The 25,713-nt window shown below is 64.1% G+C and carries 24 protein-coding genes and 4 tRNA genes; 24 read left to right on the forward strand and 4 right to left on the reverse strand.

Annotation, left to right across the window (positions count from 1 at the left end; translation table 11 throughout):
- Nucleotides 1–51 precede the first annotated feature (51 nt).
- From EV691_RS12645 to EV691_RS12665, 5 genes are all read left to right on the forward strand, one after another.
- Nucleotides 52–1,287, forward strand: a complete 1,236-nt coding sequence (locus tag EV691_RS12645) for an aspartate kinase (protein ID WP_089168679.1) — start codon at nt 52–54, stop codon at nt 1,285–1,287.
- A 185-nt stretch (nt 1,288–1,472) separates the two neighbouring features.
- Entirely contained in the window at nt 1,473–1,658 is a 186-nt protein-coding gene (gene csrA / locus EV691_RS12650) for a carbon storage regulator CsrA (RefSeq protein WP_003283978.1), read from the forward strand.
- Between the two features lie 61 nt (nt 1,659–1,719).
- A tRNA-Ser gene (locus EV691_RS12655) sits at nt 1,720–1,810 on the forward strand.
- Between the two features lie 111 nt (nt 1,811–1,921).
- Nucleotides 1,922–1,998 (forward strand) — tRNA-Arg (locus EV691_RS12660).
- Nucleotides 1,999–2,063: 65 nt separating this feature from the next.
- Nucleotides 2,064–2,140 (forward strand) — tRNA-Arg (locus EV691_RS12665).
- Between the two features lie 34 nt (nt 2,141–2,174).
- Here the strand turns inward: EV691_RS12665 and EV691_RS12670 are convergent.
- Nucleotides 2,175–2,687, reverse strand: a complete 513-nt coding sequence (locus EV691_RS12670) for a DUF4124 domain-containing protein (protein ID WP_165496509.1) — start codon at nt 2,685–2,687, stop codon at nt 2,175–2,177.
- A 307-nt stretch (nt 2,688–2,994) separates the two neighbouring features.
- Here EV691_RS12670 and mgtE point away from each other — a divergent pair, with 307 nt between their 5' ends.
- Nucleotides 2,995–4,437 (forward strand): magnesium transporter, encoded by a 1,443-nt coding sequence (gene mgtE / locus EV691_RS12675; protein ID WP_089168677.1) that lies wholly within the window; start codon nt 2,995–2,997, stop codon nt 4,435–4,437.
- A gap of 269 nt (nt 4,438–4,706) precedes the next feature.
- Here mgtE and EV691_RS12680 read toward each other — a convergent pair whose 3' ends face one another.
- Complete coding sequence (locus EV691_RS12680; protein ID WP_039803067.1) at nt 4,707–5,045, reverse strand: Arc family DNA-binding protein; 339 nt, start codon at nt 5,043–5,045, stop codon at nt 4,707–4,709.
- 375 nt (nt 5,046–5,420) lie between these two features.
- Here EV691_RS12680 and EV691_RS12685 point away from each other — a divergent pair.
- The 10 genes from EV691_RS12685 to EV691_RS12730 all read left to right on the forward strand — a co-directional run bounded on the left by EV691_RS12685 (nt 5,421) and on the right by EV691_RS12730 (nt 14,217).
- Nucleotides 5,421–5,495 (forward strand) — tRNA-Arg (locus EV691_RS12685).
- A gap of 180 nt (nt 5,496–5,675) precedes the next feature.
- Nucleotides 5,676–7,016 carry a glutamine synthetase family protein gene (locus EV691_RS12690; protein WP_131297305.1) on the forward strand — a complete coding sequence of 447 codons (1,341 nt, stop codon included), beginning with the start codon at nt 5,676–5,678 and terminating at the stop codon, nt 7,014–7,016.
- A 189-nt stretch (nt 7,017–7,205) separates the two neighbouring features.
- Nucleotides 7,206–7,820, forward strand: a complete 615-nt coding sequence (locus tag EV691_RS12695; protein ID WP_039803070.1) for a TIGR04282 family arsenosugar biosynthesis glycosyltransferase — start codon at nt 7,206–7,208, stop codon at nt 7,818–7,820.
- Nucleotides 7,821–8,128: 308 nt separating this feature from the next.
- Complete coding sequence (locus EV691_RS12700; protein WP_131297306.1) at nt 8,129–9,634, forward strand: sigma-54 dependent transcriptional regulator; 1,506 nt, start codon at nt 8,129–8,131, stop codon at nt 9,632–9,634.
- Nucleotides 9,635–9,673: 39 nt separating this feature from the next.
- Complete coding sequence (locus tag EV691_RS12705) at nt 9,674–9,979, forward strand: STAS domain-containing protein (protein ID WP_012701966.1); 306 nt, start codon at nt 9,674–9,676, stop codon at nt 9,977–9,979.
- 10 nt (nt 9,980–9,989) lie between these two features.
- Nucleotides 9,990–11,717: an ATP-binding SpoIIE family protein phosphatase gene (locus EV691_RS12710; protein WP_131297307.1), complete on the forward strand. Its 1,728-nt coding sequence runs from the start codon at nt 9,990–9,992 to the stop codon at nt 11,715–11,717.
- A gap of 54 nt (nt 11,718–11,771) precedes the next feature.
- Complete coding sequence (locus EV691_RS12715; RefSeq protein WP_207390134.1) at nt 11,772–12,068, forward strand: Hpt domain-containing protein; 297 nt, start codon at nt 11,772–11,774, stop codon at nt 12,066–12,068.
- 24 nt (nt 12,069–12,092) lie between these two features.
- Entirely contained in the window at nt 12,093–12,743 is a 651-nt protein-coding gene (locus EV691_RS12720) for a bifunctional 4-hydroxy-2-oxoglutarate aldolase/2-dehydro-3-deoxy-phosphogluconate aldolase (RefSeq protein WP_131297309.1), read from the forward strand.
- Nucleotides 12,740–13,174, forward strand: coding sequence for an acyl-CoA thioesterase (locus EV691_RS12725; RefSeq protein WP_165496510.1), 435 nt, complete (start codon nt 12,740–12,742; stop codon nt 13,172–13,174). The genes EV691_RS12720 and EV691_RS12725 overlap by 4 nt, the downstream gene beginning before the upstream one ends.
- A gap of 47 nt (nt 13,175–13,221) precedes the next feature.
- Entirely contained in the window at nt 13,222–14,217 is a 996-nt protein-coding gene (locus EV691_RS12730; RefSeq protein WP_131297310.1) for a tRNA dihydrouridine synthase, read from the forward strand.
- On the opposite strand, the gene EV691_RS12735 is transcribed toward EV691_RS12730, so the two are convergent.
- Nucleotides 14,210–14,356: a DUF2474 domain-containing protein gene (locus tag EV691_RS12735; protein WP_131297311.1), complete on the reverse strand. Its 147-nt coding sequence runs from the start codon at nt 14,354–14,356 to the stop codon at nt 14,210–14,212. The genes EV691_RS12730 and EV691_RS12735 overlap by 8 nt on opposite strands.
- A gap of 295 nt (nt 14,357–14,651) precedes the next feature.
- Here EV691_RS12735 and EV691_RS12740 point away from each other — a divergent pair, with 295 nt between their 5' ends.
- A complete protein-coding gene (locus tag EV691_RS12740) occupies nt 14,652–15,095 on the forward strand; it encodes an Hsp20 family protein (protein ID WP_039803087.1) in 444 nt (147 codons plus the stop codon).
- Nucleotides 15,096–15,144: 49 nt separating this feature from the next.
- Here EV691_RS12740 and EV691_RS12745 read toward each other — a convergent pair whose 3' ends face one another.
- Entirely contained in the window at nt 15,145–16,029 is an 885-nt protein-coding gene (locus EV691_RS12745; RefSeq protein ID WP_131297312.1) for a LysR family transcriptional regulator, read from the reverse strand.
- 174 nt (nt 16,030–16,203) lie between these two features.
- Between EV691_RS12745 and leuC the strand changes: the two genes are divergently transcribed.
- The 7 genes from leuC (at nt 16,204) to truA (ending at nt 25,675) form a co-directional block, all read left to right on the forward strand.
- A complete protein-coding gene (leuC, locus tag EV691_RS12750; RefSeq protein ID WP_039803091.1) occupies nt 16,204–17,625 on the forward strand; it encodes a 3-isopropylmalate dehydratase large subunit in 1,422 nt (473 codons plus the stop codon).
- 11 nt (nt 17,626–17,636) lie between these two features.
- Nucleotides 17,637–18,284, forward strand: coding sequence for a 3-isopropylmalate dehydratase small subunit (gene leuD, locus EV691_RS12755; RefSeq protein ID WP_131297313.1), 648 nt, complete (start codon nt 17,637–17,639; stop codon nt 18,282–18,284).
- A 99-nt stretch (nt 18,285–18,383) separates the two neighbouring features.
- Nucleotides 18,384–19,466, forward strand: coding sequence for a 3-isopropylmalate dehydrogenase (gene leuB, locus EV691_RS12760; protein ID WP_131297314.1), 1,083 nt, complete (start codon nt 18,384–18,386; stop codon nt 19,464–19,466).
- 49 nt (nt 19,467–19,515) lie between these two features.
- Nucleotides 19,516–20,628, forward strand: coding sequence for an aspartate-semialdehyde dehydrogenase (gene asd / locus EV691_RS12765; protein ID WP_131297315.1), 1,113 nt, complete (start codon nt 19,516–19,518; stop codon nt 20,626–20,628).
- A 151-nt stretch (nt 20,629–20,779) separates the two neighbouring features.
- Nucleotides 20,780–21,790, forward strand: a complete 1,011-nt coding sequence (locus tag EV691_RS12770; protein ID WP_131297316.1) for an aspartate-semialdehyde dehydrogenase — start codon at nt 20,780–20,782, stop codon at nt 21,788–21,790.
- Nucleotides 21,791–21,931: 141 nt separating this feature from the next.
- On the forward strand, nt 21,932–24,805 hold the full coding sequence (locus tag EV691_RS12775) for a FimV/HubP family polar landmark protein (protein ID WP_131297317.1): 2,874 nt from the start codon (nt 21,932–21,934) through the stop codon (nt 24,803–24,805).
- A 3-nt stretch (nt 24,806–24,808) separates the two neighbouring features.
- A complete protein-coding gene (gene truA, locus EV691_RS12780; protein ID WP_131297318.1) occupies nt 24,809–25,675 on the forward strand; it encodes a tRNA pseudouridine(38-40) synthase TruA in 867 nt (288 codons plus the stop codon).
- Nucleotides 25,676–25,713 lie beyond the last annotated feature (38 nt).

Below are 25,713 nucleotides of genomic sequence, written 5' to 3' on the forward strand. Positions count from 1 at the left end.
CGCGCTGGAAATGTTTAATGGCGCCCTTCACGGGCTTAGGTGGCTTTTCAAATGGCGTTGATCGTACAGAAATTCGGGGGCACCTCTGTAGGCTCCATCGAGCGGATCGAGCAGGTAGCCGAGAAGGTCCAGAAATTCCGCGAGAACGGCGATGACATCGTGGTCGTGGTTTCCGCCATGAGCGGCGAGACCAATCGCCTGATCGGCCTGGCCAAGCAGATCAGCGAGCAGCCCGTGCCGCGCGAGCTGGATGTGATGGTCTCGACCGGCGAGCAGGTGACCATTGCCCTGCTGGCCATGGCGCTGATCAAGCGCGGCGTACCGGCGGTGTCCTACACCGGCAATCAGGTGCGCATTCTTACCGACAGCTCCTTTACAAAGGCACGAATCCTGCAAATCGATGACCAGAGGCTGCGTGCCGATCTCAAGGCCGGTCGCGTGGTGGTGGTTGCCGGTTTCCAGGGGGTCGACGAGCACGGCAACATCACCACTCTGGGGCGCGGCGGTTCCGACACCACTGGGGTGGCCCTGGCCGCGGCCCTGAAGGCCGACGAGTGCCAGATCTATACCGATGTCGACGGCGTCTACACCACCGATCCGCGTGTGGTACCCAAGGCCCAGCGTCTGGACAAGATCACCTTCGAGGAGATGCTGGAAATGGCCAGCCTGGGCTCGAAGGTGCTGCAGATCCGCTCGGTGGAGTTCGCCGGCAAATACAATGTCCCGCTGCGCGTGCTGCACAGCTTTCAGGAGGGGCCGGGCACCCTCATTACCACCGATGAAGAGGAATCCATGGAACAGCCGATCATTTCCGGCATCGCCTTCAATCGCGACGAAGCCAAGCTGACCATTCGTGGCGTGCCGGACAATCCCGGCGTGGCGTTCAAGATCCTCGGGCCGATCAGTGCGGCCAATATCGAGGTGGACATGATTGTGCAGAACATCGCGCACGACAACACCACCGACTTCACTTTCACCGTACACCGCAACGACTATTTGAGCGCCATGCGCGTGTTGGAGAACACCGCGCGCGAAATTGGTGCGCGCGAGGTCATTGGCGATACCGACATTGCCAAGGTTTCCATCGTTGGAGTAGGCATGCGTTCCCATGCCGGGGTTGCCAGCCGCATGTTCGAAGCCTTGGCCAAGGAAGGTATCAATATCCAGATGATTTCGACTTCGGAAATCAAGGTTTCCGTGGTCATCGAGGAAAAGTACCTGGAACTGGCGGTTCGTGCCCTGCATACCGCGTTCGAGTTGGATGCTCCTGCCCGCCAGGGCGAGTGAGCGAGTGACTGATGAGGGCGCGGAGTAATCCCGCGCCTTCATCGTTTTGCCCGGGTGAGGAGGGCTTTCCTTTCGCCAGCCCTGGTCAATACTTGGGTGTATATTCCTTGGGGTAGGGTGGGAATATCACCATTTTTATTTTTGCAGACTGTTGTTCTGTTGACTTCCCATAAAAGGAGAAAGGAATGCTGATTCTGACTCGTCGGGTCGGAGAGACCCTGATGGTGGGTGATGATGTGACGGTCACCGTGCTGGGTGTGAAAGGTAATCAGGTGCGCATTGGCGTCAATGCACCGAAAGAGGTCGCTGTACATCGCGAAGAAATCTACCAACGCATTCAGAAAGAAAAAGATCAAGAGCCAAGCCACTAATTTTTATCGATTTTTAGCTTGGCAAGCGGGGCAAAGGCCGGTATGATTCGCCCCGTGTTGCGGAGGGGTGGCCGAGTGGCCGAAGGCGCTCCCCTGCTAAGGGAGTACACCTCAAAAGGGTGTCGGGGGTTCGAATCCCCCCTCCTCCGCCATTCACAAGCGTTGTAGGGTTGGGTGTTCTGCGGTGGTTCGGCAAGCTGATGAAGTTGATCGAATTTTCGCTTGAACATCGAAGCGGAATCCCTATAATGCGCACGCTCAGCGCACTCATAGCTCAGCTGGATAGAGTACCCGGCTACGAACCGGGCGGTCGGAGGTTCGAATCCTCCTGAGTGCGCCATTATTTGAATCGCCTGAGAAGGCTGGTTCGAAACCAGCGGTGATCTGGTCCATCAAGCGCCATACGCACTCATAGCTCAGCTGGATAGAGTACCCGGCTACGAACCGGGCGGTCGGAGGTTCGAATCCTCCTGAGTGCGCCATATCAGAAGGGCCTGCAGCGATGCAGGCCCTTTTTCATTTTCGGCTCTTGGCGCTGACGCAGTTATGTTCGTCGAAGTCGATCTGTCTCGTGTTGCCCGCATTGTCTCGGTAGTGGTAACTGGTTCGGCCGTTGCGTCTGGAAATCCGGTCCGGCTTGCCGAGGGCGCTTTCTACGTCCGCGCGGGGCATGCCTGAGCGCACTTCCTTTTGGATCATCGCTTCGCGGCGTTCTCGGCCTGTGATCTGGTTGCCGCAGCCATCGTCTTGCTGGCCGACAATGGTCGGCTCCTGAGGCTTGTCCTGTCTCGCGGTGCGGAGCGCGCGGTCCCGAGGCTCGCTTGCCATGGGGGTGGGGCTGCCGCCCATGCCGGGCGTGGCGTTGAAGGCGCTCTGCAGCTGTTGCTGCTGGCCTGCAGGGCAGCCGTGATGGGTGAAGCTGATATGGCCGCCTGGGGCTGCGCAGCGATATACGGGCGCAGCGACGAGTGGGGGCGAAGAGCAGAGCAGAAGCGCTGTTGCCGAAGCGCGTATCAGTAATCCGTGCATGGGGCGTCCTCCTTGGCGTGGGGGCAGGGTAGCGCCTGCCTGCAGGGGGCGATGTGTCCCGGATCTCCTTGCCGGTGCTGCACGGTGAGATTGAGCGGAGGTTCGCATTGCAAGCGATTGTTCTGGCCAGCATTCTGACGAGTGCAAGGCCGTCGGGCAGTGTTATGATTACGCCTGTCAGCCCCACCGGGGCTTGTGGAAATCCACCATGGACTTACCCAGTAGTTATTTCAAAACCGATTCGTGCAATCGCGCATTGACTGATTGATGCCCTTGGCGTGCTCCGCTGCTGGGGGTGGAGTTTGCCATGACTGAAGTTGAAGCCAAGAAGCAGCAGGAAAGCCTGCAGGAACGTCTCGCCCAGGTTGTGGAGCTGCTGCATCGGCACAAGCTGGTTGAAAACCTGACGCACCGCCAGTTGGGGGCGCACCATGATCTGGTCGAGGATCTGGTGCACCGGCAAAACCTGGCGGAGCTGCAACGCAAGCTCGACGAGCTGCATCCGGCGGATATCGCCTATATCCTCGAAGCTCTTCCTCTCGGCGACCGCCTGAGCGTCTGGCAACTGGTCAAGGCCGAGCGCGACGGTGACATTCTTCTCGAAGTATCTGACGCGGTTCGCGAAACCCTGATCGCCGACATGGACGATCATGAGCTGATCGCTGCTGCCAAGGAGCTGGGGGCCGACGAGCTTGCGGACCTGGCCCACGAACTGCCGCGCGATGTGGTTCATGAGCTGATGGAGTCCCTTGACGCCCAGCAGCGTGAGAGGGTGCGCTCGGCGCTCTCCTACGAAGAGGATCAGGTTGGCGCGCTGATGGATTTCGAGATGGTTACCATCCGCGAAGACGTCAGTCTGGAGGTGGTCTTGCGCTATCTGCGGCGCTTGAAGGAGCTGCCAGGGCACACCGACAAGCTGTTCGTGGTGGATTATGACGGGATGCTGAAGGGGGTGCTGCCGATCAAGCGCCTGCTGGTCAGCGATCCCGAGCGACAGGTCGCCGAGATCATGGCGCTCGATCCGGTGCGCTTTCATCCCGACGAGGATGCCTACGATGCCGCCCAGGCCTTCGAGCGTTATGATCTGGTTTCCGCGCCCGTGGTGGACAGGGATGGCAAGCTGATCGGTCGCCTGACCATTGATGCCATGGTCGATCTGATTCGTGAGGAAGGTGAAAGTGAAGTGCTGAACATGGCCGGCTTGCGCGAAGAGGAGGATATCTTCGCCTCGGTCTGGAAGTCGGTTGGCAATCGCTGGGCATGGCTCGCGGTGAATCTGGTGACCGCCTTCGTCGCCTCCCGAGTGATCGGGTTGTTCGAGGATTCCATCGAGAAGCTGGTGGCCCTGGCGGCACTGATGCCGATCGTCGCCGGCATCGGCGGCAACTCCGGCAACCAGACTATCACCATGATCGTTCGTGCCATGGCTCTGGGGCAGGTCAGTACGGGCAACACGGCCCGTCTGCTGATCAAGGAGCTGGGGGTGGCGCTGATCAACGGCCTGGTCTGGGGAGGGGTGATCGGCATGGTGGCAGGCGTTCTTTACGGCAGCTGGTCACTGGCTGCGGTGATGACGGGCGCCATGACCCTGAATCTGCTGATGGCTGCTCTGATGGGGGTGCTGATTCCCATGACGCTGGCCAGGCTTGGGCGCGATCCGGCCATGGGGGCTAGTGTGATGATCACTGCCATGACTGACAGTGGCGGTTTCTTCATTTTCCTGGGGTTGGCCACGCTGTTTTTGCTTTGAGTCGGTGCGGATGCGGGGCGGGGACAAGCCGCTCGGCGTCTGCCTGAGGCTTGAGTTGTCATGGGGGTTTGGGAGTTTTACGGGGCCGACTTGATGGCCAGGGATGCAAGGTTCGAAGCGGGGCTGAGGTTTGGCGTCGACCTGCTGTGCGGCGAACATGCACGGCTCGTGATTAAAACAGGCCTATGGATATAGGCCTGCTCCCTGCGTCAGTCACCGACGATTCAGCCAGAACCTCCGATTGAAGGTAGCGCCTGTCGATCATGCGGCTACTGCTCGGCACTCAGGCCTTCGGTCGCGAGTTCGCTATCCTGCGCGATCAAGGCGACCAAGGCATTCTGCTGGCGTCGGGTCAGTTGCCGGAAGCGCTGCAGAAGCTCCCGTTCATGCAGGGAAAGCTCGGGACTGTCCAGGCGCAGGCTAAGGTCGTCGCCCAAGGCGTCTTCCTGAAGCAGGCTTTGCTCCAAGCGTGCAATGATCTCCGAATTCATGCTGCGATGGTGGTTGCGCGCCACATCCGCGATACGTTCACGCATGCCGTCGGGTAGACGAACGACGAATTTGTCCGCTGTGCGGCTGGAGTAGAGTGCCTGTTTCATAGGTTGCATAGTTTCGACCGGTGAGTTGTTATAGAGTGCTGGCAATTAGCTTGCAAGGGTGTTTTCGGTATGACCTCGGCTCGCTGAAGTGGTTCACTCTTCTTGATGTTTGAATCAATTAATCGGGGTGAGCCGATTTGCATGTTTGATTGGCATCAGAATTCCTTCCGTGGCCATGCTGTGCCCAGCCCAAGAGTCGACTGCGCGAATAGGCTGTTGTTCCGTGGCTCTCTCCGTTTTTATGCAGCCTGCATGACAAAAGGCATTTTCATGGCTAAAATGCCGCCCCAGCGCCGTTGGCCGATTGATCGAAGTCTTGTGGCATGTGTTCGTGGCTGAAGTGAGTCAGCAAGCACGACTACGCAAGATTCGATGATTTTCCATGTCCCCTTAGTTCAATGGATAGAACAAGCCCCTCCTAAGGGCTAGATGCTGGTTCGACTCCAGCAGGGGGCGCCATATCCCTGATCGCTCGGATTCCCGCCCTGTCGGCTTGCCATGCAAGCCTGCTGTGCCTGATCTTCGGTTGTCATGATAGCCAAAGCGTCTTGCCTTGGCTGGGGTAACGATGGACGGCTTGAACTCCCCGGTGGCGGCTGCGTACTGTGTACGGACCGCCGTGGAAGGGGAGGCCCCGTCATGATCAAGCCTCATCAGGCTCTCGCCGAACGCCTGGCTGATGTCGAGGAGGTCGAGTGCGTCACTCCCGATCTCAATGGGGTGCCGCGCGGCAAGGTGATGACCGCCGCGGGCTTTCTCGCAGGGCAGCGCTTGCAGTTGGCCCGCGGGGTGCTGTTGCAGTGCATCATGGGCGGCTATCCGCCAACCTGCTTCTATGGCAGTGACGATGGCGACCTGCTGTTGGTTCCCGACCCGCAGCAGATTCATCTGCTACCTTGGTGCGAGCGGCCTCGGGCGCTGGCGATTTGCGATGCCGAGGAGCTGAAGGGAGGCGGTTCGCCACTATCTACCCGTACTCTGCTCAAGCGGGTGCTGGCCGCCTATGCCCGCCAGGGCTGGCAGCCGGTGGTGGCCACCGAGCTGGAGTTCTTCGTCTTCGCTCCGCACGGCGATCCGCATCTGCCGTTTCAGCCGCCGATCGGACTCGATGGACGGCGCGAGGCCGGCTTCTCGGCCTTCAGCATTTCCTCCAGCAACGGCTTGCGGCCGTTCTTCGACGATGTCTATCGCTGCATGGCGGCGCTCGGGCTGCCACGCGATACCTTCATGCACGAGATGGGTGTCAGCCAATTCGAGATCAACCTGCTGCACGGCGATCCCCTACATGTGGCCGACCAGACCTTCCTGTTCAAGCACCTGCTCAGGGAGGTGGCGCTCAGGCACGGGCTGATGGTGGTGTGCATGGCCAAGCCGCTGGCCGGGGTTCCCGGCAGCTCCATGCACATCCATCAGAGCCTGGTGGCGCAGGGCAGCGGGAGGAATCTGTTCAGTGACGAATGCGGCGAACCGACGCCGGCCTTCCGTCACTTCATCGGCGGTCAGCAGCGGGCACTCGCCGACTTCACCCTGCTGTTTGCCCCGCACGTCAACTCCTACCAGCGGCTGTGCCATCCCTATGCCTCGCCGAACAATGTCTGCTGGTCGCATGACAACCGTGCGGCGGGCTTGCGCATTCCCGCCAGTCCACCGGCGGCGCGGCGGGTGGAGAACCGTCTGCCGGGCGCCGACGCCAACCCCTACCTGGCCATCACTGCCAGCCTGGCTGCCGGACTGTTCGGGCTGCAGCAGCAGGTGGAGCCGAGTGCGCCGCTGCAAGGCGAATTTCAGGTGCCGGAGGCCCTGACCCTGCCGAGCAGCATGCCGGTCGCACTGGCTAGACTCGAGCTCAGCCAGCTGGCGCGGGAGCTGTTTGGCAATGAATTCATCGAGGGTTATATCGCCAGCAAGAATCTGGAGCTGATGAGCTTTCTCGACGAGATCACCTCGTGGGAGCGGCGCGTTCTGGCAGGCCAGGCCTGAGCCCATTGCGCGCGTCTTCATTGCCCTTCCTTGCGGGAGAGAAGCGCCGTCGATCAGTACCGACCGACAACGTGCTGGGAAGGACATTCAATCAGGCGTACTGTATGGGTGATGCGGCATTTGCGCTGGGCCTTGTGAGATGACATGGCAGTCCATTGGCTGACAAGCGCGCATGAGGGGGAACCTGGCATGAGCCTGTCGATTTCCTTGCATTTGCTGGCCCATGCCCTGGCTCCCGGTCAGGTGAAGCCTCGCCTGATTCCGGCCTTGGGCGAGGATGGGGCCTGCGACCTGCAGCGCCTGCTGGTGGAGCGTGCCCTGAGGCTGCCGGTGAACGACTTCCAGGATCGCTTCCTGTGGCTCGACGAGGGCCCTGACGAGGCCTTGGCCGCCATGGCGGAGGACTGCGGCTGGGCGGTCGTCGAGCAGCCGGCGGGTGATCTGGGCGAGCGGATGCGTCGCATCGCTACGCTTGGCCTCTGCACCACCGATGCGGTCATCCTGATCGGCAATGACTGCCCGGCGCTGGACAGCGACTACCTGCATGCCGCCTGCGCGGCCCTGCACGAGCGGGATGCCGTGCTCGGGCCGGCCGAGCACGGCGACTTTGTCCTGCTGGGGCTGCGCCGGGTCGATCCGCTGCTGTTCGAGGCGATTCCCTGGGGCTGCGAGGACGTGTTGCCCATCACCTGCGAGCGCCTGCGCCAGCTCGGCTGGAGGCACTGCCTTTTGCCGCGGCTGTGGGAGGTGGAGGGTCCCGAGGATCTGTTGCGCCTGGCCGAGCTGGGCATTCGTCTGGATTAGCGCTGCGGGCGGAGGCTGCGTCCTGTCGGCGCAGCTACCGAGCGGGGGGCATCCTTTGTAGAATGCGGCCGTTCACTCAAGCATATCTGGGACGGGCTGGAGTTTTTCCAGCTGCTCGCCTCAGGTATCCAGTTTTGCCCGCTGACCGCTCGCCTGTCCGCATGCCGGAGTTCCGCCGTCGCGAGCACAGGATGCCGCGCTTTTCATTCCATCCGATGCCGTGGCAGTCTCGATCGCAGGCGGGCCGGAACGATGCTGCGGTTCGCGATGTGCCCCCTGAAGCCTTTCCAGTTCGGATATCCGACGACATGTGGCGTGACACTAAGATTCTTCTGATCGATGATGATCTCGACCGGCGTCGGGACATGTCGGTCATCCTCGATTTTCTCGACGAGCAATGCCTGGCCTGCGCCAGTGGGGAGTGGCGGGGGAAAGTCGAGGCCCTGGGCTCCAGCCGGGAGCTGCTATGCGTGCTGCTGGGAGCGGTCGAGGCGCCGGGAGGGGGGCTTGAGCTGATCAAGGCGCTTCGCGGTTGGGACGAGACGCTGCCCGTGCTGCTGCTCGGTCAGCACCCGCCGGCGGACTGGCCGAAGGAGGTGCGTCGCCAGGTACTGGCCAGCCTGGAAACGCCGCCTTCCTACAACAAGCTGCTCGACTCCCTGCACCGCGCCCAGGTCTACCGCGCGACGCCCGGCCAGGGGCGCGGCCTGTCGCGCGAGCCCAACCTGTTTCGCAGCCTGGTTGGCACCAGTCGGGCGATCCAGCAGGTGCGCCAGCTGCTGCAGCAGGTGGCCGATACCGATGCCTGCGTGCTGCTGCTGGGCGAGTCCGGAACCGGCAAGGAGGTGGTGGCGCGCAACCTGCACTATCACTCGCGGCGCCGCGAGGCGCCCTTCGTGCCCGTCAATTGCAGTGCCATCGCCGGCGAGCTGCTGGAGAGCGAGCTGTTCGGGCACGAGAAGGGAGCTTTCAGCGGTGCTCTGAACAGCCATGTCGGGCGCCTCGAACTAGCCCATGGCGGCGTCCTGTTCCTCGAGGAAATCGACGCCATGCCACTGCCGGTGCAGGCACGGCTGCTGCGCGTGCTGAAGGAGGGCGTCTTCGAGCGCCTGGGCGATACCCGGACGCAGAGCGTCGATGTACGCGTCATTGCTGCAAGTCACAAGAATCTCGAGGCAATGGTCGGGGATGGCCGCTTCCGCGAGGACCTCTACTACCGGCTCAGCGTGTTTCCCATCGAGATGTCGCCTCTGCGCGAGCGCGTGGAGGACCTCCCGCTGCTGCTGAACGAGCTGATCGCGCGACTGGAGCATGACAAGCTGGGGTCCATCCGCTTCAACTCGGCGGCGATCATGTCGCTGTGTCGGCATGACTGGCCGGGCAATCTGCGCGAGCTGGCCAATCTGGTGGAGCGCATGGCGATCATGCATCCTTACGGCGTCATCGGCGTGCAGGAGTTGCCGAAGAAATACCGCCATATCGAGGGGGAGGACGAGCAGGGTGACGAGGGCGGGGCATTCGAGGTCGGCCTGCCGGATCCGGCCACCCTGGCCCTGCTGCCGCCGGAGGGGCTGGATCTGAAGGATTACCTGGCCGCCCTCGAGCAGACGCTCATCCAGCAGGCGCTGGACGACTCTGCCGGCGTGGTGGCGCGCGCCGCCGAGCGCTTGCGCATCCGCCGCACCACGCTGGTGGAGAAGATGCGCAAGTACGGCATGGGTCGGCGCGAGGATGGCGACGATCAGCCGGATCCGGAGAGTGCGGCAGCCGCCGGTCACCGTTCAGCGGTTGCTCCGCCGGGAGCCGAGTGTTAAACCTCGCTGCACTGATGACACATACCTGAGGAGCACCGCATGGCTATCACTTCGCAGCCTTCGGCAGATGGACAAGAACTGACCATTTTCATCCAAGGGCGCTTCGATTTCGGCGCCCACCAAGAATTCCGGGATGCCTACGAGCGGGTGAACGTCACCCCCAAGCGCTATGTCGTCGACCTGCAGGGAGCGACCTATCTGGACAGCTCGGCGCTCGGCATGCTCCTGCTGCTGCGCGACCATGCCGGCGGCGAGCGGGCGCAGATCCGCCTGATCCATTGCAGTCCGGACGTGCGCAAGATCCTGTCGATCTCCAATTTCGAACAACTCTTCCACATCGCCTAGAGGCCGTCCCATGCAGCCGCCCCTGTGCATCCTGATCGCCGAGGACAGTCCCGCGGACCGGATGCTGCTGGCGACCATCGTCGGCCGTCAGGGCTATCGTGTGCTGACCGCCGGCAACGGGCTCGAAGCGATCATGATTTTTGCCCGTGAGCGCCCGCATATGGTCCTGATGGACGCCCTGATGCCGGTGATGGACGGCTTCGAGGCGGCCCGGCGGATCAAGCAGATGGCTGGCGAGGAGCTGGTGCCGATCATCTTCCTCACCTCGCTGACCGAGAGCGAGGCCCTGGCCCAGTGCCTGGATGCCGGCGGCGACGATTTTCTCGCCAAGCCCTACAACCGGGTGATCCTCGACGCCAAGATCAAGGCCATGGATCGCCTGCGCCGGCTGCAGGCCACGGTGCTGGAGCAGCGCGACCTGATCGCCCGGCACAACGAGCATCTGCTCAACGAGCAGCGGGTGGCCAAGGCGGTGTTCGACAAGGTGGCCCACTCCGGCTGTCTCGATGCGCCGAACATCCGCTACCTGCAGTCGCCCTATGCGCTGTTCAACGGCGACCTGATGCTGGCGGCCTTCAAGCCTTCCGGCGGCATGCACGTGCTGCTCGGCGACTTCACCGGACACGGCCTGCCGGCGGCGATCGGCGCGATGCCCCTGGCCGAGGTGTTCTATAGCATGACCGCCAAGGGTTATTCGCTGGCGGAAATCCTTCGCGAGATGAACGCCAAGCTCAAGCGCATCCTGCCGGTGGGGGTATTCTGCTGCGCGGTCATGCTCAACCTGAGCTTCCAGCGCCGGGTGGTGGAGGTCTGGAACGGTGGCCTGCCCGACGGCTACCTTCGGCGGGGCGGCAGTGGCGAGCGGATTCCCCTGCGTTCCCGTCACCTACCGCTGGGCATTCTCGACCCCTCGTGTTTCGACGATCGCTACGAGATCTATCCCATGGAGGCGGGCGACCGGCTCCTCCTGCTCTCCGATGGTGTGCTGGAAACCTGCAACCTGGGTAGCGAGTGTTTCGGTGAGGAGCGGCTGCTCGGGGTGTTCGCCGCCAACCAGCAGCCAGATCTGCTGTTCGACGAGATCCAGCAGGCGCTCAGTGCCTTCCGCGGCGAGGCACAGGACGACGTCAGCCTGATCGAGGTCAGCCTGATAGAGGAGGGGCAGCTGCCGCATTCACCGCTGATCTTCTCCGACTCCGGGCAGAACGCCCCGCTGGACTGGTCGATCGGCTTCGAGTTCCGCGCCGAAACCCTCAAGCGCTTCAACCCGCTGCCCTATCTGCTGCAACTGCTGCTCGAGGTGCAGGAGCTGCGCGCCCAGGGCAGCGTGCTCTACACGGTGCTCGCCGAGCTCTATTCCAATGCCCTGGAGCATGGCGTGATGGGCCTTGACTCCTCGCTCAAGCGCGATGCCCAAGGCTTTGCCGAATACTACCGGGAGCGCCGCACACGGCTGGCAAACCTGTACGAAGGCTATGTGCGCTTTCATCTCGACCTGCGTCCCGAGGGGGAGGGCGGACGCCTGAGCATCCGCGTCGAGGACAGCGGCCCGGGTTTCGATGTGCAGCGGATGCTGGAGCGGCACAGCTCCTCGGAGCACCTGAGCGGACGCGGCCTGAAGCTGGTGCGCCAGTTGGCCGATCGCTGCAGCTGGGCGCCGGACGGGCGCAGCGTGTGCGTGGAGTTTTCCTGGCCCGCTCGGCATAATCCGGCGCAATGCCCACTGGCTCAGGAGTGACCCGGCGTGTCCGAGCATCTCGACCTTGGCGTCCAGGCGTTGCTGCAGGAAGTCATGGAGGACGAGTATCCGGTCCTGCTGGATACCTTTCTGAGCGACTCCGAAGCGCGCCTGAACGCCCTGGGCCTGGCCCATGACGCCCAGGATGCCGAGGCTCTGCGGCGGGCCGCGCACAGCTTCAAGGGCAGTTGCGGCAATATGGGGGCGCCACTGCTGGCCGAACTGTGCAGCCAGCTCGAAGAGCTGGGCCGCGCCGGTGACCTGACCCCCGTGCCGGCACTGCTGGCGCAGGCGGAGCAGGAATTCGCCCTCATCCGTACCCTGATCGAATCCGAACGACAGCGTTATTAGTGACGCCCCAGCTGGAGAGAGAACATGCCCATGACGATGGATGCGGTGCTGCAGCGTGCGCGCCCCGTGCTCCCGGTGCTGGTGATCGAGGACGTCGCGCTGGCGGTAGACCTGGCGCGGGCGCTGCACGCCGGCGGCATCCAGGTGCTGGAGGTGACGCTGCGTACCCCGCGCGCCCTGGATGCGTTGGCGGCGATCCGTCAGGCGCTGCCGGACCTGCTGGTCGGCGCAGGCACTCTGATCCACAGCGAGCAGTTCCTCGAGGCCCGTGATGCCGGTGCGCAGTTCGTCGTCAGCCCCGGCTGCACTCAGCGCCTGGCAGCGGCGGCGGACGACTGCCGGCTGCCCTACCTGCCGGGCGTGATGACGCCCTCGGAAGTCCTGCAGGCCCTGGAGTTCGGCTACCGCTCGCTGAAGTTGTTCCCGGCCAACGGCACCACCAGCGTGAAGATGCTGAAAAGTTTCAAGGAGCCGTTCAGCGGCATTCGCTTCTGTCCCACCGGCGGGGTGACCCCGGACAACCTGCTGAGCTTCCTCGGCCTGCCCAACGTCGCCTGCGTGGGCGGCACCTGGGTCGCGCCCGCCAGCCTGGTCCGCGCCCGTGCCTGGGACCAGATCACCCAGCTGGCCCGCGAGGCCTGCGAGCATGCGGCCAGCCTGGAGCAGCATTCTTGAGCTGGCAGTGGCCCGCCCCTTTCGTCATCGACATCGACGTGCAGCCGGCACACATCGACGGTCTGGGCCACGTCAACAACGTGGTCTACGTCGGCTGGCTGGAGGACTGTGCCTGGCACCACTCGCAGAGCCTGGGCCTGGGGCTGGAAGAGTACCGGCGTCTGGACCGGGCAATGGCGGTACTGCGTCACGAGATCGACTATCTGGCCAGTGCCCGCCTGGGCGAGCGTCTGCAGATGGGGACCTGGATCGTCGAGTCGTCCCGCGGACTGAAAATGACCCGTCGGTTCCAACTGCTGCGGCCGGCCGACGGTGCCACCCTGCTGACTGCGCAGACCACCTTCGCCTGTATCGAGCTCTCCAGCGGCCGGCCCCGGCGGATGCCGGAAGCCTTCGTGGAGCGTTACGGCCGGGCCCTGATCGACGTCTAGCTTTCTCGCCCCTGTACCCTGCCTGAACCTTGCCGGAAACCTCTCCCATGCAAATCGCCCTGGCCCCCATGGAGGGATTGGTCGACGAACTGCTTCGCGACCTGCTGACCCGCGTCGGCGGCATCGACTGGTGCGTGACCGAATTCGTCCGGGTTTGCGACCGGCTGCTGCCGCTCGCCCAGTTCGAGAAGCTGGCCCCGGAGATGCGCCGCGGCTGGCAGACCCGGGCCGGCACGCCGGTGCATCTGCAGTTGCTCGGTTCCGATCCGGCGTGCCTGGCCGAGAACGCGGCGCTGGCCGCCGAGCTGGGGGCACCGGTGATCGACCTCAACTTCGGTTGCCCGGCGAAGACGGTGAACCGCTCGCGCGGCGGTGCGGTGCTGCTCGACGAGCCGGAGCTGCTGCACGCCATCGTCCGCGAGGTGCGCCGGGCCGTGCCGGCGCAGGTGCCGGTGACCGCCAAGATGCGCCTGGGCTACACCCGTCCCGAGGGCGCCCTGGAGTGCGCCCGTGCCCTGGTCGAGGGCGGCGTCGCGCAACTGGTGGTGCATGCGCGGACCAAGGTCGAGGGCTACCGGCCGCCGGCCCACTGGGAGTGGGTGGCGCGGGTGCAGGAGGCGGTCGCCGTGCCGGTCTATGCCAACGGCGAGATCTGGACGCTGGAAGACTGGCGGCGCTGCCGGCAGATCAGCGGGGTCGAGGACATCATGCTCGGCCGCGGACTGGTTTCGCGTCCCGACCTGGCCCGGCAGATCGCCGCGGCGCGCGCCGGGCGCATGCCCGAGCCGCTGGAGTGGCGGGACGTGCAGCCGCTGGTCAGCGAGTTCTGGCGGCGCGCCCGACAGCGGATCGCGCCGCGCTATGCCCCGGGCCGGCTCAAGCAGTGGCTGGGGATGCTGACCCGCAGCTATCCGGAGGCAGCCGCGCTGTTCGCCGAACTGCGCCGGGAGAGCGATTGCATCCGCCTGGACGCTCTGCTGGGCGTGGATCTGCACCGCGATCTTTCTCGTGTGCTGGAGCCTTGCCCGGTGCTCTCTACATAGTCATGCCCGCGGCCCGAATGATCAGGCGCAGCCCGTAGGCGAGCACGCCCAGGCAGGACACGCCGGCGGCCCAGATCATCACGAGCCAGAGGATTCGACGCAGCCATTTCGAGTCCTGGCGGTGAGTTCGGCATTTCATTGCGGGTAACTCCTTACCGGGCGGGTCTCTGCCCCGAAACACCCAGTATGGCCGGACCGTGCATACGGCAAGGCTGGGGCGCTCGAAGGCCTGCTCCTACAGTCTGGTCGGGGAAATAGCGCTGAAATCCCGTGGGAGCCTTCCTGTGCCAGGCTGGCGTTGGCCTGCAGGGCAAACTCTGAAAAAAGCGTTTTGGTCTCTTGAAATTCCCCTGGCGAACTCCATCTGGATGAGTGTGGGATGCCGAAGTCGGGTCCCGCCACGCAACACTCGCTGATTAATCGGGAGACGAACGATGACTGCTCTTTCCATGGCCCCTCTGTTCCGCCAATCCATTGGTTTCGACCGCTTCAACGACCTGTTCGAGTCCGCCCTGCGCAACGAGGCCGGTAGTTCCTATCCGCCCTACAACATCGAGAAGCACGGCGACGACCAGTACCGCATCGTGATCGCCGCAGCCGGTTTGCAGGAGTCCGATCTGGAACTGCAGGTCGAGCGCGGCGTGTTGACCGTCAGCGGCGGCAGGCGCGAGAGCGAAGCCAAGGAGGTCACCTACCTGCACCAGGGCATCGCCCAGCGCGCCTTCAAGCTGTCGTTCCGCCTGGTCGACCATATCGAGGTCAAGGGCGCCCAACTGCGCAACGGCCTGCTGAGCATCGAACTGGTCCGTGTCGTGCCGGAAGAGGCCAAGCCCAAGCGCATTCCGATCGCCAGTGAGCGGCCGGCGCTGGAGAGCTGACCGATTCAGCGACTGGGAAAGGGGCGCCATCGGCGCCCCTTTTCGTTGTTCAGGAAGGGGGCGTCTCGCGCGCGCCGTCGAGCAGCGCCATGAAGGCCCGCGCCGCGTTGGACAGGGTCCGCTCGGTGTGCAGGATGTAGCCGAGCTGGCGCGACAGGCGGATGCCTGGCAGCGTCAGGGGCTTCACCTGATCGTCCAGCATGGTGCGCGGCAGCACGCTCCAAGCGAGGCCGATGGACACCATCATCTTGATCGTCTCCAGGTAGTTGGTGCTCATGGCGATGCTCGGCGTCAGTCCCTCGCCTTCGAACAGGCGCCGGACGATGTGGTGAGTGAAGGTGTTGCCGCCGGGAAACACCGCCGGATGCCGGGCCACGTCGGCCAGGCTCACCTGGGCGTTGCGCGCCAGCGGATGTTCCGGGGCGGCGACGAAGTCCAGCGGATCGTCCCAGACTTTCACCGCCTGCACCGGCGCCGCCGTTTCCGGGGCCAGGGTGATCACCGCCAGTTCGGCGCGGCCGTGGAGAATCTCCTCGTAGGCCACTTCCGAATCGAGAAAGCGGATGTCCAGCGCCACCTGCGGATGGGCGCGGGTGAAGGCGCGCAGCAGCGGCGGCAGGCGGTGCAGGCCGATATGGTGACTGGTCGCCAGAGTCAGCCGGCCGCTGACGTCGCCATTGAGGTTGTTCAGCGCCCGCCGGGTGTCTTCCAGCACGCTGAGGATCCGGTAGGCGCGCGGCAGCAGTGCCCGTCCGGCTTCGGTCAGCCGCACCTCGCGGCCCAGGCGGTCGAACAGACGCACCTGGAGTTGCTGCTCGAGTGCGGCGATGCGCTTGCTCACTGCTGGCTGGGTCAGGTGCAGGCGTTCGCCGGCTTCGGAGAAGCTGCCGGTTTCGGCGATGGCGATGAAGGCGTTGAGATTGGCGAGGTCCATCCGGAACGGCTCCTGGGCGGGCGAGGGTGGCTTGACGCATTGCTCTTGGCATTCCTTGTTGGAATGCTGCAGATAAAAAATATGAATTTGAGTTATTCCCTGCAAGTCCCTAGCATCCCTCCATCGCGCATGGGGCGGGTTGCCCCCTGCAGGGACACTGATGAGGAAAGTCCGATGGCCGGCAAAACGCTCTACGACAAGCTCTGGGACATGCACGAGGTGAAGCGGCGCGACGATGGTTCGTCGCTGATCTACATCGACCGGCAGATTCTCCACGAAGTGACCTCGCCGCAGGCCTTCGAGGGGCTGCGCCTGGCCGGGCGCAAGCCGTGGCGCGTGGACGCCAACATCGCCACCCCCGACCACAACGTGCCGACCACCCAGGACCGCCAGTCCGGCGTCGCCGCCATCGCCGACGAGACCTCGCGCATCCAGGTGCAGACCTTGGACGAGAACTGCGACGAGTTCGGCATCGTCGAGTTCAAGATGAACGACCCGCGCCAAGGCATCGTCCACGTGGTCGGCCCGGAGCAGGGCGCCACCCTGCCGGGCATGACCGTGGTCTGCGGCGACTCGCACACCTCCACCCACGGCGCCTTCGGCGCGCTGGCCCACGGCATCGGCACCTCCGAGGTCGAGCATGTACTCGCCACCCAGTGCCTGGTGGCCAAGAAAATGAAGAACATGCAGGTGCTGGTCGAAGGCAAGCTGTCCTCCGGCGTCAGTGCCAAGGACATCGTGCTGGCGGTGATCGGCAAGATCGGCACCGCCGGCGGCACCGCCCATGCCCTGGAGTTCGCCGGCAGCGCCATTCGCGAACTGTCGATGGAGGGCCGCATGACCCTCTGCAACATGGCCATCGAGGCCGGCGCCCGGGTCGGCATGGTGGCGGTGGACGACAAGACCATCGACTACGTCAAGGGCCGCCCTTATGCGCCGCAGGGCGCCGACTGGGACAAGGCGGTCGCGCAGTGGAAGGCTCTGGTATCCGATGCCGACGCCCGGTTCGACACCGTGGTCGAACTGAAGGCCGAAGAGATCAAGCCGCAGGTCACCTGGGGCACCTCGCCGGAGATGGTCCTGCCGGTCGACGAGCGCGTGCCGGACCCGGCCCTCGAGGCCGATCCGGTCAAGCGCGATTCCATCGTCCGCGCGCTGAAGTACATGGGCCTCTCGGCCAACCAGCCGATCGGCGAGATCAAGGTCGATCGCGTGTTCATCGGTTCCTGCACCAACTCGCGGATCGAGGACCTGCGCGCCGCCGCCGAGGTGGCCAAGGGGCGCAAGGTCGCCGCAAGCGTCAAGCAGGCGCTGGTGGTGCCGGGCTCCGGCCTGGTCAAGGAGCAGGCGGAGCAGGAGGGGCTGGACAAGGTCTTCATCGAGGCCGGCTTCGAGTGGCGCGAGCCGGGCTGCTCCATGTGCCTGGCGATGAACCCGGATCGCCTGGAGAGCGGCGAGCACTGCGCCTCGACCTCCAACCGCAACTTCGAGGGCCGTCAGGGCGCCGGCGGGCGTACCCACCTGGTCAGTCCGGCCATGGCCGCCGCCGCGGCGGTCGCCGGTCACTTCGTTGATGTGCGCGAACTGCTGAACTGAGGAGCGATGAGATGAAAGCCTTTACCCAACACACCGGCCTGGTCGCTCCCCTCGATCGCGCCAACGTCGATACCGATCAGATCATTCCCAAGCAGTTCCTCAAGTCGATCAAGCGCAGCGGCTTCGGTCCCAACCTGTTCGACGAGTGGCGCTACCTGGACGTCGGCCAGCCGGGCCAGGACTGCTCGGGCCGTCCGCTGAACAAGGACTTCGTGCTGAACCTGCCGCGCTACCAGGGTGCCAGCGTGCTGCTCGCCCGCGAGAACTTCGGCTGCGGATCGAGCCGCGAGCACGCGCCCTGGGCGCTGGAGGAGTACGGTTTCCGCACGGTCATCGCGCCGAGCTTCGCCGACATCTTCTTCAACAACAGCTTTAAGAACGGCCTCTTGCCGATCATCCTGCCGGAAGTGGAAGTGGACGAGCTGTTCAAGCAGTGCGAGGCCAGCGAAGGCTATCGGCTGACCGTCGACCTGGCCGCGCAGACCGTGACTCGTCCGGACGGCAAGGTGCTCGGCTTCGACATCGATCCGTTCCGCAAGCATTGCCTGCTCAACGGCCTGGACGACATCGGCCTGACCCTGCAGGACGCCGACGCGATCAAGGCATTCGAGGCCAAGCACCAGCAGAGCAGCCCCTGGCTGTTCGGCGCGATCAAGTAAGCGGGAGTAGGGTGGAAAACCGCGCAGCGTTTTTCACCATGGATTCCGGTGGATAAGGCCATGGGCCGTTATCCACCCTACGGTTATAGAGGAAATGCAATGAGCAAGCAGATTCTGGTTCTTCCGGGCGACGGTATCGGCCCGGAAATCGTCGCCGAGGCGGTCAAGGTGCTGGAGCTGGCCAACGAGAAGTACCAGCTGGGCTTCGCGCTGAGCTACGACGAACTGGGCGGCGCCGCCGTCGACAAGTACGGTGTGCCGCTGGCCGACGAGACTCTGGAGCGCGCCCGCAAGGCCGATGCCATCCTGCTCGGCGCCGTCGGTGGTCCGAAGTGGGACACCATCGACCCGGCCATCCGTCCGGAGCGCGGCCTGCTGAAGATCCGCTCGCAACTGGGCCTGTTCGGCAACCTGCGCCCGGCGCTGCTCTACCCGCAGCTGGCTGCTGCTTCCAGCCTGAAGCCGGAAGTCGTGGCTGGTCTGGACATCCTCATCGTTCGCGAACTGACCGGCGGCATCTACTTCGGTCAGCCGCGCGAGAGCAAGGTGCTCGACAATGGCGAGCGCATGGCCTACGACACCCTGCCGTACAGCGAGAGCGAGATCCGCCGCATCGCCAAGGTCGGCTTCGACATGGCCCGCGTGCGCAACAGGAAACTGTGCTCGGTGGACAAGGCCAACGTGCTGGCCTCCAGCCAGCTGTGGCGCGCGGTGGTCGAGGAAGTCGCCAAGGACTACCCGGACGTCGAGCTGAGCCACATGTACGTCGACAACGCCGCCATGCAACTGGTCCGTGCGCCCAAGCAGTTCGACGTGATCGTCACCGACAACATGTTCGGCGACATCCTCTCCGACGAGGCTTCCATGCTCACCGGCTCGATCGGCATGCTGCCGTCGGCTTCGCTGGACGCCAACAACAAGGGCATGTACGAGCCCTGCCACGGCTCTGCGCCGGACATCGCCGGCAAGGGCATCGCCAACCCGCTGGCCACCATCCTCTCGGTGTCGATGCTGCTGCGCTACAGCTTCGGCCAGGTCGAGGCGGCCAACGCCATCGAGCAGGCGGTCAGCAACGTGCTGGACCAGGGGCTGCGTACCGGCGACATCTGGTCGGAAGGCTGCCGGAAAGTCGGCACAGTCGATATGGGCGATGCGGTAGTCGCCGCGCTCGCCAAGTTGTAAGCTTTCGGCTCGCCTTTATGCGGGCCACTTTTATACAGGTGCAGTTGCAATGAAACGTGTAGGTCTGATCGGTTGGCGCGGCATGGTCGGTTCCGTGCTCATGCAGCGGATGCTGGAAGAGCGGGACTTCGACCTGATCGAGCCGGTGTTCTTCACCACCTCAAGCGTGGGCGGCCAAGGGCCGGCGATCGGCAAGGAAATCGCGCCGCTGAAGGATGCCTACAGCATCGAGGATCTGAAGACCCTCGATGCGATCATCACCTGCCAGGGCGGCGACTACACCAGCGAAGTCTTCCCCAAGCTGCGCGAGGCCGGCTGGCAGGGCTACTGGATCGACGCGGCTTCCAGCCTGCGCATGGCGGACGATGCGGTCATCGTGCTGGACCCGGTCAACCGCCGGGTGATCGACCAGTCGCTGGACGCCGGTACCAAGAACTACATCGGCGGCAACTGCACCGTCAGTCTGATGCTGATGGCCTTGGGCGGTCTCTACGAGACCGGCCTGGTCGAGTGGATGAGTGCCATGACCTACCAGGCCGCCTCCGGCGCCGGCGCGCAGAACATGCGTGAGCTGATCCGCCAGATGGGCACGATCAACGCGGCGGTGGCCGCCGAGTTGGCCGATCCGGCCAGCGCGATTCTCGAGATCGACCGCAAGGTCGCCGAAACCCAGCGCAGTGCCGAGTTCCCGGTGGATCATTTCGGCGTGCCGCTGGCTGGCAGCCTGATCCCCTACATCGACAAGGAGCTGCCCAACGGGCAGAGCCGCGAGGAGTGGAAGGGCCAGGCCGAGACCAACAAGATCCTCGGGCGCATCAAGAGTCCGATCCCGGTCGACGGCATCTGTGTTCGCGTCGGCGCCATGCGCTGCCACAGTCAGGCGCTGACTATCAAGCTGAACAAGGACGTGCCGCTGGTCGACATCGAGGGGCTGATCAGCCAGCACAACCCCTGGGTGAAGCTGGTGCCCAACCATCGCGATGCCTGCATGCAGGAGCTGAGTCCGGCGGCCGTCACCGGTACCCTGACGGTTCCGGTCGGACGTCTGCGCAAGCTCAACATGGGCTCGCAGTACCTCGGTGCCTTCACTGTCGGTGATCAGTTGCTGTGGGGCGCGGCCGAGCCGTTGCGGCGCATGCTGCGCATCCTGCTGGAGCGTTGACGGTTTTCCGGTCTTCACGGCAGACGAAAAGCGCCGCGGCAATGCCGCGGCGCTTTTCGTTATGGCTCCCGTTTGCGGTGAGTCGCCGTCTGCCTGCTTCTCGCTCTTGATCTACGCCTAGAGTGCGCTTCCGTTTCAGGAGAGTCCCCTTATGAGTTCACCCATCGATATCGCCGTAGTCGGTGCCACCGGTACCGTCGGCACAGCGCTCGTCGAAATTCTCGAGGAGCGCGACTTCCCGATCGGCCAGCTGCACCTGCTGGCCAGTGCGGCCTCCGCTGGCAAGTCGGTATCCTTCAGGGGCCGGAACCTGCGGGTCAGGACGGTCGAGGCATTCGATTTCGCCCAGGTGCGCCTGGTCTTCTTCGCGGCCAGCGAGGCCGTGACCTGCCAGTATGCGCCGCAGGCCCGGGCTGCCGGCTGTGCGCTGATCGACCTGAGCGGCGGCTTGCCGCTGCAGCAGGCGCCGCGGGTGGTGGCAGAGGTCAATTCCCAGGTGCTGCAAGGGCTCGCCGCACCTTTCCAGCTGACCAGTCCGGCATCTCCGGCGATCGCCCTGGCGCTGGTGCTGGCTCCCTTGCGTCCGCTCATGCACTGGCAGCGTCTGAGCGTGATGGCCTGTCTGCCGGTGTCCAGCCTGGGGCGCGAAGGGGTGGCGGAACTGGCCAGACAGACCAGCGAGCTGCTCAATGGGCGCCCAGTCGAGCCACGCCTGTTCGACCGGCAGATCGCCTTCAATCTGCTGGGGCGGGTCGGTGCGATCGATGCGGCCGGACATGCCAGGCTGGAAAGGCGTCTGGCCGAAGAGTTGCGACAGGTGCTGGCGCTGCCCGAACTGAAGGTCGCCGCCAGCTGCGTGATGGCGCCGGTATTCTTCGGTGACAGCCTGAGCCTTGCCGTGCAGGCTGTGCAGGCGATCGATCTACCGGCCGTCCAGGCTGTCCTGGAACAGGCGCCAGGCATTGAACTGATCGAGCCGGACGATTGTCCGACGGTGGTCGGCGATGCGCTCGGACAGGATGTTGCCTATGTCGGGCGACTGCGGGGCGGGATGGATGACGCGCGCGAACTCAATTTGTGGATTGCGTCAGATAACGTGCGGAAAGGCTCCGCACTTAATGCCGTGCAACTGGCCGAGTTATTGATAAAACAAGGTCTCTAAAAGATACTGGCCAGAATTCGAAGACCTATTCCTGCGTGGCACAACTGACGTGGTCGGCGTGCTGTCGGGCACAATCAAAGTGCGCGGGTATCAAGTATCAGGCTCCTTTCTCTGCTCGGGAAATCACTCAAGGGATGCGTTATGGTTCGGGTTCGCAAACTGGCACTGGCAATCGCAGCGGCCTCGGCGCTGTCTTCGGGCGTAGCCCATGCGTTGGGCCTTGGAGAGGTGACCCTGCGTTCCGCGCTGAATCAGCCGCTGGTTGCTGAAATCGAACTGCTGGAGGCGCGCGATATTGGTTCCGAAGAGCTCGTCCCGGCTCTTGCCTCTCCCGAAGAGTTCAATAAGGCGGGCGTCGACCGCCAATATTTTCTGAGCGACCTGAAGTTCACTCCGATAATCAAGCCCAATGGCAAAAGTATCATCCGGGTGACCTCCACCAAGCCGGTGCGTGAGCCGTATCTGAACTTCCTCGTGGAAGTTCTCTGGCCCAATGGCCGGCTGTTGCGTGAATACACGCTGTTGCTCGACCCGCCGCTGTATTCGTCGCAGACAGCCATGTCCGCCGCGCAAAAGCCGCTGACCGAGCAGCAGGCCGGTGCGGTCTCGCGTGCTCCGGCTGCCGCCGCAGTACCGCCGGCGGCGACACCTCGCCCCATTCACCCCCGCCCGGCGGCCGCCAGCGCGCCGGCCGGCAAGGAATACAAGACCAGTACCAACGATACGCTGTGGAAAGTCGCCGAGCGTGTGCGGACCTCGGGCACGGTCCATCAGACCATGCTGGCGATTCAGGACCTGAATCCGCAAGCCTTCCTCGATGGCAACATCAACCGTCTGGTCAGTGGTCAGGTGCTGCGTCTGCCCGACGAGCAGCAGATCCGTCGTCGTTCGGAAAGCCAGGCAATGACCGAGGTCGCCACGCAAAACGCCGCCTGGCGCGAGCGTCGTGCCCGGCCGGCCATCGCCTCTGCTCGGCAGTTGGATGCGACCCATCGCACCAAGGCCGATGCCGCACCGGCGCGTGTGGAGACTGGCGACAGCCTGCGCCTGGTTGCAGCCGACAGCGGCAAGGCTGTCGCTGGCAGCGACAAGGGGGGGAGTGGTCAGGCTTCCGCCGACAAGTTGATGCTGGCCAAGGAAAATCTCGATGCGACCCAGCGTGAGAACGCCGAGCTGAAGAGCCGCATGGAGGATTTGCAGAGCCAGCTGGACAAGTTGCAGCGCCTGATCACGCTGAAGGATGAGCAGTTGGCCAAGCTGCAGGCGGATCTGGCGCAGCCGGGCCAACCTGCCGGAGCCGCTGCCGAGCCGGCTGCCAGCGTACCGGTGCAGCCGAGCGAGCCTGCCCCGGCTATGGCGCCGCAGCCTGCGGCAGCCGCCCAGCTCGAGGCCGAGAGTGCTGCTCCTGCTCCCATGCCGGTGGCGGCTGCAGCTCCGGGCGTGGAGGCCTCCGTTCCAGCGGCACCCGTCGCCCAGTCCGAGGTTGCCCCGGCCGCCCCGGGCACGCCTGTCCAGCCGGCAGCCGAGCCGGTTGCCGGCGTGCCAGTGCAGCCACAGCCCCAACCCCAGCCAGCACCAGTCAAGCCAGTGGCGCCGAAGCCCGTGCGCCCCGCTGTGGCGGCGGAGGAGCCGGTCGGACTGGTCGACTCTATTCTGGACAATCCGCTGCTGCTCCCGTCGCTGGGTGGCGGTGCTGCGGCAGCCTTGCTGCTTGGCTTGCTGGCTGCCCGTCGGCGTGCCGCGAAGAAGGCCGATCTTGTCGAGGATGATGAAGACGAGGTGGCAATGGTCGATGCGCGGCTGGACACCGGCTTGTCGCGGGCAGCCATCGAGCCCACCCTGCTGGACGTGGCGCCTAGGGCCGGACAGGTGCGTGATGTATTGGACGAGGCGGACGAGCATATTGCCCGCGGCCGCCTCGGCACGGCTGCCGAATTGCTGCAGGCTGGCTGCAGCGTCGAGCCCAAGCGCAGCGACCTGCGCCTCAAGCTGATGGAGGTCCATGCCGAGCTTGGCGACCGAGAGGGTTTTGCCCGCGAGGAGAAGGCATTGCGCGAAACCGCTGGCGCGCAGCCCCTGGTCGATCACCTGAAGATGAAGTACCCGGCCATGGCGGGCTTCGCGATTGCCCCTCTGGCAGGTACTGTCCTGGCTGCCGGATTGGAGGCTCTCGAGGAAGAGGAAACCCCGTCCGCGCTGATACAAGAGCCCGAGCCGACCCCTCCGGTTTTTGCCGCTGATATCAGCCTGAGTCTGGACGATCTGGAAGCCGAGCTGGAGAGAGATCTGCAGGGTGCCGGCCAGGCTGATGCCTCCCTGAATCTGGATGATTTGACGCTGGATGAGGCGTTGAAGCCGGCTCTTTCCTCGGCAGAGCCTTTGGCCGAGGATTTCTCCTTCGACTTGGAACTGCCCGAGGAGACTGCCACTTTCGGTCTGGAGGACGATCTGAAGGGGCTTGCCTTGGATCTGGAGATGCCGGTCGGGCTGGATCCTGTCGAGGACAAGGATTGCCTCGGCCTTGACTTGGAGTTCCACGAGGCGCCTGCCGCTGCACCGGCCGAGACCATTGCCTCGGACGATACGCTGCTGGAAGAAGGCCTGTTTGACAGTTTCGATCTGGCTGCGGGTGGCAATTTCTCCAGCGATGCGGATCTGTCTGCTCCGAAGCTCGAGCTGCCGTTGGCCGAGAATGGGCTGAAGGGAGAGGTGGCATCGGGCCTCATGACTCAGTTGGACGAGTTGGACATCGAACTCGAGCAGTTGGCTGCGGGAGTGGGCGAGCCGGGTGGCGCAGTGCAACCGGTGGTGCATTCGCTGGGCGAGTTGGTGGGAGGCGAGGACTTCGACTTCCTGGCGGACGCAGACGAGATCGCCACCAAGCTGGATCTGGCCCGCGCCTATATCGATATGGGCGACACCGAGGGTGCCCGGGATATCCTTGATGAAGTTCTGAGTGAAGGAAACGAAACCCAGCGACAGGAAGCGCGTGAAATGTCTGCCCGTCTAGCCTGATCCATGACCGAAGAAATCGTACCGAGCGCGGCAGCCGAAGTGGCTGCCGCTGGTTTTTACCGGGTGGCTATGGGAGTCGAGTACCGAGGCTCCCGCTACCATGGCTTCCAGCGTCAGAGTCCCAAGGTGGCCTCGATACAGGCGGCGCTCGAGTCGGCCTTGTCCAGGGTCGCCGGTGGCGTTCCGCTGAGCGTGGTGTGTGCCGGGCGTACCGATGCCCTGGTGCATGCCAGTGGACAGGTTGTGCATGTCGATACCCCCATCGAGCGCAGCATGCACGCCTGGACCATGGGGGCCAACATGAATCTGCCTCCTGATATCAGCGTTACCTGGGCCAGGGAAATGCCGGCGCATTTCCATGCGCGCTTCAGCGCTATGGCCCGGCGTTATCGCTATGTCATCTACAATGATCCGATCCGCCCGGCACACATGGCCGAGGAAGTTACCTGGAATCACCGACCGCTGGACATCGAGCGCATGCGCCTAGGTGCCGAGGCGTTGGTCGGTTGCCATGACTTCAGCGCCTTTCGCGCCCGCCAGTGCCAGGCCAAGTCGCCGATCAAGACGGTTCATCATCTGCAGCTGATCCAGCATGGTCGTTTGATCGTGCTGGACATCCATGCCAATGCCTTCCTGCATCACATGGTGCGAAATATCGCCGGGGTGCTGATGACCATAGGTGCAGGCGAGCGGCCTGTCGAGTGGGCGAGGGAAGTGCTGGACGGTCGCCAGCGTCGCAAGGGTGGGGTGACGGCACATCCCTACGGCCTGTATCTGGTGCAGGTCGACTATCCGGAAGAGTTCGAGTTGCCGCAGCGCTACCTGGGGCCGCATTTTCTGTCGGGCCTGCCGGACTGTCGGCAAGCCTGATCGATCGCTGAGTGGCCGATCGGGCTTGCAGCGGGTGA

It is taken from the genome of Azotobacter chroococcum (assembly GCF_004339665.1).
In the GTDB taxonomy this organism is placed as follows: domain Bacteria; phylum Pseudomonadota; class Gammaproteobacteria; order Pseudomonadales; family Pseudomonadaceae; genus Azotobacter; species Azotobacter chroococcum.

What these genes read in the sequence shown, in the direction of transcription:
- EV691_RS12645 (WP_089168679.1), top strand. Translation starts at nt 52, where the DNA reads ATGGCGTTGATCGTACAGAAATTCGGGGGCACCTCTGTAGGCTCCATC.
- csrA (WP_003283978.1), top strand. Translation starts at nt 1,473, where the DNA reads ATGCTGATTCTGACTCGTCGGGTCGGAGAGACCCTGATGGTGGGTGAT.
- EV691_RS12670 (WP_165496509.1), bottom strand. Translation starts at nt 2,687, where the DNA reads ATGCACGGATTACTGATACGCGCTTCGGCAACAGCGCTTCTGCTCTGC.
- mgtE (WP_089168677.1), top strand. Translation starts at nt 2,995, where the DNA reads ATGACTGAAGTTGAAGCCAAGAAGCAGCAGGAAAGCCTGCAGGAACGT.
- EV691_RS12680 (WP_039803067.1), bottom strand. Translation starts at nt 5,045, where the DNA reads ATGCAACCTATGAAACAGGCACTCTACTCCAGCCGCACAGCGGACAAA.
- EV691_RS12690 (WP_131297305.1), top strand. Translation starts at nt 5,676, where the DNA reads ATGATCAAGCCTCATCAGGCTCTCGCCGAACGCCTGGCTGATGTCGAG.
- EV691_RS12695 (WP_039803070.1), top strand. Translation starts at nt 7,206, where the DNA reads ATGAGCCTGTCGATTTCCTTGCATTTGCTGGCCCATGCCCTGGCTCCC.
- EV691_RS12700 (WP_131297306.1), top strand. Translation starts at nt 8,129, where the DNA reads ATGTGGCGTGACACTAAGATTCTTCTGATCGATGATGATCTCGACCGG.
- EV691_RS12705 (WP_012701966.1), top strand. Translation starts at nt 9,674, where the DNA reads ATGGCTATCACTTCGCAGCCTTCGGCAGATGGACAAGAACTGACCATT.
- EV691_RS12710 (WP_131297307.1), top strand. Translation starts at nt 9,990, where the DNA reads ATGCAGCCGCCCCTGTGCATCCTGATCGCCGAGGACAGTCCCGCGGAC.
- EV691_RS12715 (WP_207390134.1), top strand. Translation starts at nt 11,772, where the DNA reads ATGGAGGACGAGTATCCGGTCCTGCTGGATACCTTTCTGAGCGACTCC.
- EV691_RS12720 (WP_131297309.1), top strand. Translation starts at nt 12,093, where the DNA reads ATGCCCATGACGATGGATGCGGTGCTGCAGCGTGCGCGCCCCGTGCTC.
- EV691_RS12730 (WP_131297310.1), top strand. Translation starts at nt 13,222, where the DNA reads ATGCAAATCGCCCTGGCCCCCATGGAGGGATTGGTCGACGAACTGCTT.
- EV691_RS12735 (WP_131297311.1), bottom strand. Translation starts at nt 14,356, where the DNA reads ATGAAATGCCGAACTCACCGCCAGGACTCGAAATGGCTGCGTCGAATC.
- EV691_RS12740 (WP_039803087.1), top strand. Translation starts at nt 14,652, where the DNA reads ATGACTGCTCTTTCCATGGCCCCTCTGTTCCGCCAATCCATTGGTTTC.
- EV691_RS12745 (WP_131297312.1), bottom strand. Translation starts at nt 16,029, where the DNA reads ATGGACCTCGCCAATCTCAACGCCTTCATCGCCATCGCCGAAACCGGC.
- leuC (WP_039803091.1), top strand. Translation starts at nt 16,204, where the DNA reads ATGGCCGGCAAAACGCTCTACGACAAGCTCTGGGACATGCACGAGGTG.
- leuD (WP_131297313.1), top strand. Translation starts at nt 17,637, where the DNA reads ATGAAAGCCTTTACCCAACACACCGGCCTGGTCGCTCCCCTCGATCGC.
- leuB (WP_131297314.1), top strand. Translation starts at nt 18,384, where the DNA reads ATGAGCAAGCAGATTCTGGTTCTTCCGGGCGACGGTATCGGCCCGGAA.
- asd (WP_131297315.1), top strand. Translation starts at nt 19,516, where the DNA reads ATGAAACGTGTAGGTCTGATCGGTTGGCGCGGCATGGTCGGTTCCGTG.
- EV691_RS12770 (WP_131297316.1), top strand. Translation starts at nt 20,780, where the DNA reads ATGAGTTCACCCATCGATATCGCCGTAGTCGGTGCCACCGGTACCGTC.
- EV691_RS12775 (WP_131297317.1), top strand. Translation starts at nt 21,932, where the DNA reads ATGGTTCGGGTTCGCAAACTGGCACTGGCAATCGCAGCGGCCTCGGCG.
- truA (WP_131297318.1), top strand. Translation starts at nt 24,809, where the DNA reads ATGACCGAAGAAATCGTACCGAGCGCGGCAGCCGAAGTGGCTGCCGCT.